Annotated in this window: 5 protein-coding genes; all 5 read right to left on the bottom strand. The window is 56.7% G+C overall.

What is annotated here, in order from left to right:
• Window positions 1-80 precede the first annotated feature (80 nt).
• Window positions 81-485 carry a hypothetical protein gene (locus DWX58_RS13405; protein WP_118644627.1) on the bottom strand — a complete coding sequence of 135 codons (405 nt, stop codon included), beginning with the start codon at window positions 483-485 and terminating at the stop codon, window positions 81-83.
• 27 nt (window positions 486-512) lie between these two features.
• Window positions 513-1,619: a hypothetical protein gene (locus tag DWX58_RS13400; protein ID WP_118644625.1), complete on the bottom strand. Its 1,107-nt coding sequence runs from the start codon at window positions 1,617-1,619 to the stop codon at window positions 513-515.
• On the bottom strand, window positions 1,612-2,118 hold the full coding sequence (locus DWX58_RS13395; RefSeq protein WP_118644623.1) for a sigma-70 family RNA polymerase sigma factor: 507 nt from the start codon (window positions 2,116-2,118) through the stop codon (window positions 1,612-1,614). Before DWX58_RS13395 ends, DWX58_RS13400 begins: the two co-directional genes overlap by 8 nt.
• Before the next feature lie 248 nt (window positions 2,119-2,366).
• Window positions 2,367-3,266, bottom strand: a complete 900-nt coding sequence (locus tag DWX58_RS13390) for a tocopherol cyclase family protein (protein WP_158579294.1) — start codon at window positions 3,264-3,266, stop codon at window positions 2,367-2,369.
• A gap of 95 nt (window positions 3,267-3,361) precedes the next feature.
• Window positions 3,362-3,796, bottom strand: a complete 435-nt coding sequence (locus DWX58_RS13385) for a hypothetical protein (RefSeq protein ID WP_118644619.1) — start codon at window positions 3,794-3,796, stop codon at window positions 3,362-3,364.
• Window positions 3,797-3,885: the final 89 nt, after the last annotated feature.

Raw genomic sequence — 3,885 nt, 5'->3', positions numbered from 1 at the left:
AAGGGGGAAGGGGGCGGCCGATTTGGCCGCCCGCTTCCGTTTGTTTCTTTTGGATCTGTTCTTTCGAATCCCTTCCGGTCTTAATCTGCCTTGGCAATAGACACAATCACAGGGGGTTCCGTCTCCGTGCCCAGCTCGCCGGTATAGGTGATTTCCACCTTATCGCCTTCCTTCCAGTCGTCCGCGGTGACTCTCTCGCCGTAGTCCATGACCTGATACTCCCCATCTTCGGTGAGCAGTACCAGATAAGTACCCAGCCTGTTGATAACACCCTTGATCGTCTTCTGCTCCTTCGCCTCCTCACTGGACTTATCCGGTGAGGCAGTCTCCTCGCTGGACTTGTCCGACGAGGCAGACTGACTGCTCTCCGTGGACATAGGTTTGTTATGCCCCGTCTGAGCCTTCTTTCCGCTCAGCAGGCTGCAGGAGGTCAAACTCAGGGTCAGGGCCATCAGGGCCAGGGTAAGACATAGCACTCGTTTCATAGTGTTTCTTCCTTTCTGAAATTCCATTTAATTCTGCCGGAAACATTCCGGCGGTTCCTGTCCGGCAAGCCGGTAAAAGGACGTAATTCTCTCCCAGTCCGCCCCTTTTTCCCCTGTCAGCCATCCGCTGAGACCTGCCAGCATCACTTCCCGTTCCTCACGAGTGGCTTCAGCAAAATGCCGGTCCAGAAAGTCCAGTACGGGCTCCAGAGTGTCCGCCTCATGCAGCACCCGGGCATATTGATCCAGAAGGCAGCTGCTTTCGTAGTCCTCCATGGAGCGGAAGCATGCGGGCACATTGTTGCCGGTGCGCACTTCCACAATTGCGGTCCCGCCCATGGCTCGGCATGCCTCCTGTGCCTCTTCTGGCGCAGCATACTGTCCAAATTCCAAAAAGCAGGCTCCTTGGTCGTCCCGAAGCACCCGGGCTCCTTCCTCTCCATATGAACCAGAACTTGCCAGCTCCTCCGGGTCCATGGAGAGAGTACGGACGGAATAAACCCTGTCCAGCCGGATTTCCGCTGGGGTCAGCTGGATCACCAGGCTGCCCGGCTTCCGGTACTCCTGAATTTCCACGTCGGCATCGCTCTCCAGCTCCAGCTGGATGGCTGTGCTTCCTGGATCGGGGCTGGGCAGCTGCCAGACGGATTTGATGTATTGGCTGGTGTCCTGGGCTCTGGAAATTTCCGAGAGCACCGCGACTCCTTCCGTTCCCGGAAGGGTGATGGTAACAGTTTTGGGATAGGAAGCAAACTCCGCCTCGTACCAGGAGGCGTCTTCCTGGGAAAATTGCAAACGAATCCACTCTGTGTCCCCGTCCCGCTCCATGGTCAGAGCGGCGGTACCCTTCCCCGCCTTGCTGCCGCCCTGGGCAAACGGCTGGTTTTTTCCAAATTTCTGCACCAGCTCCCCCAGCACAGGGAAATCACTTACCGCAGCAGCAAAGGTGGGTGAGATGTGGACTCCCCCTATGAGCATACCCAGCGCCAGAACAAAGGAACCGGCCGAGCGCGCCAACAGCATCCGTGTCCGCCTCCGACGGGCGGCCACCTGTTTTCCCTCCCGGATTCCCCTCTGGATCGCCTCATCCAGATCTTCGGGAATGGGGACGGGAATCTCCCAACGCTCATTCATAGACCAGCATCCTCTCTCTCAATGATTTTAACCCCCGGTAATAGAGGGATTTCACACTGTTCTCCGGCTTTTGAAGAATCTGTGCAATTTCCCCGAAGGTCATATTCTCATAGACCTTCAGCACAATGACGGTACGGCTTTTTTTCTCCAGCCCGGCCAGGGAATCTCTTACCCAGAGCGCGTCGCCCCACTGTTCCTCCTGGGACTGGGCTGTCTCCATAAATTCCCGTTCCCAGGCCTCGGCCCGGGCGTGCTTGCGCAGAAAGGATACCGCCGTGCGTGTCAGAATGCGATAAAACCAGGGATAAAACTTATCTCTCTCCTTCAAGTGCTTTTTCCCCACATAGGCCTTGCAGACCGCCTCCTGTACCAGGTCCTTGGCGTCCTCGGAATTCCGGACATAGCCATAGGCCACGCGATAAAACGAGTCCTTTCGGGCCTCGATCAGCGCCAAAAACTCCTCGTCAGATAGCTCTGGTCTGCTTTTATGCAGCTGCATGGGATGGATAACCTCCTTCCATATGGTAAGACTTCCGCCAGAGTCAAATAGTTGCAATCTTCACACAAAAATAAATTGGGCCCGCTTTTCCGGTCCCATGGCGTTCATTATATCGCAGTCCGCAGAAGACAGATCTTAATAATTGTCTAAGGGGCATAGAAAAAAGAGGCGGAATCCCGCCTCTTTTTCTCGTCGTCCCCGGATAAGGGACCTTCTTATTCCTCAATGTGCCCGTCCTCGTCTGTTTTCTAGGTTTCGTGGGCCGACGTCTCAAAGCTGGCAGCAGAGTCCGTCCGCTCAAAGAGCAGCTTTCCTCCCGTCCAGAAGCGGTAGCGCACCCTTCCGCACAGGCTCTCGTGGACGGTTCGGGCCATGGCACCCCCCACCGGTGCCCGCAGGGGCTGCCCCCGCTCCCCCATCCGCTGCACCTCCAGGCGGCAGCGTCCCTGGCAAATGACCGCCCCATTCTCATCCCAGCGCTGGATTTTGGCTCCCCGATAGGTGGCCAGACGGTATTCCCGGCCCCGGTAGAGCACCGCGCAGATGCACCCACGGAAGCTCCCAACCGGCGTTGGAATGGTGGCAGCAGACAGCATCAGGCTGCCGCAGGGCGGCTCCTGCCAGACGCACTGGGTCCAGAGGTATCGATCGGGGAAGGACCGCCCCCGGTCTGTCTCCACATAGCCCGTTCCCCCGGACAGGTCCAGCACTCTTCCGTTCTGCACGATCTGCCCTTCCAGAGCATGGGCCATGCTGATCACCCCATGGGAACACTCCATTTTAGGAAGGAAACGGAAGGGCCCCATAATATCCGATTTCAGCTCCCGGAAGGGGCCAAAGGTGACCGTTCCGTGGAGCGACAGCCCCTCCCTCTCCACCCGAAGCTGTACGCCCTGCCGTGTAAAGACGGATTCCCCCATACGAATGGAAAGCCGGTCCGCCCGGGCGTGGAAGTCCGCCTCCGGGTAGTCCAGCCACCAGCTTCCATCCCGGGTGAGAACCTGGAGGGAAGCGCTTCTCCGTCCTGCGGGGTCGATGTGAAAGGCGGGAATCAGAGCCAGCGCGTCTCCATTCTTGCCCTGAAATTTAAAATACCAGCCCTCAAAATAGGGTCCCCGTTCCCCGGCCCCGTGGAAATAACGTGTCATGCCCTTCTCCTCTGCGTTTGGAATTTCTTGGCTCAGTCCGTTAAAAAGATGCATCACCCTTTCCGTCCGGGAACGAGAATGCCCCGTGCCCGTACTTACAGGAACGACCGAATGTCAATGGCCAGCTGCTCCTCCAGGTTGATGAGGCGCTTGGTGATATCCTTTGACACCTCATCTGCCGCCTTATACTGGTTCAGATACTGGTTGAGTGATTTCACACCCATGTTGCAGCCGTCGGTAATCAGCTCCGCAATAGTCTGGTCCGAATCATCCATGCCCATTTTCATATTGATTTTGATCCAGGACATGCCCTTTGCAATGGAATTGGGCTCTTTTCCATCGTCGTGATATTGATCCAACAGGCTGTGGATCTCCCGCTTCAGCTTCTCGTGCTCCTCCTTGCACCGGGTCAGTGCCCCCTTCAGCTCCCCGCTGTGTACCCGGTCCAGCACGTCATCAATGGAGGCCACACCCATTTTGACCCCTGCATCGCACTCCCGCAGCAGTTTTACCGTATCTTGCTCAATCATAATCCTTCAGCTCCTCTGTTCAGATACTCTTAGTGTAAACCGATCCCTCCCTTTTATCCCTTTTTTCCATAAAAAACCGGCGGGCACCC

This window comes from Pseudoflavonifractor sp. AF19-9AC (assembly GCF_003478995.1).
Taxonomy (GTDB): domain Bacteria; phylum Bacillota; class Clostridia; order Oscillospirales; family Oscillospiraceae; genus Lawsonibacter.
This window is presented reverse-complemented; position numbering and strand designations above follow the sequence as displayed.

What these genes read in the sequence shown, in the direction of transcription:
- DWX58_RS13405 (WP_118644627.1), bottom strand. Translation starts at nt 485, where the DNA reads ATGAAACGAGTGCTATGTCTTACCCTGGCCCTGATGGCCCTGACCCTG.
- DWX58_RS13400 (WP_118644625.1), bottom strand. Translation starts at nt 1,619, where the DNA reads ATGAATGAGCGTTGGGAGATTCCCGTCCCCATTCCCGAAGATCTGGAT.
- DWX58_RS13395 (WP_118644623.1), bottom strand. Translation starts at nt 2,118, where the DNA reads ATGCAGCTGCATAAAAGCAGACCAGAGCTATCTGACGAGGAGTTTTTG.
- DWX58_RS13390 (WP_158579294.1), bottom strand. Translation starts at nt 3,266, where the DNA reads ATGACACGTTATTTCCACGGGGCCGGGGAACGGGGACCCTATTTTGAG.
- DWX58_RS13385 (WP_118644619.1), bottom strand. Translation starts at nt 3,796, where the DNA reads ATGATTGAGCAAGATACGGTAAAACTGCTGCGGGAGTGCGATGCAGGG.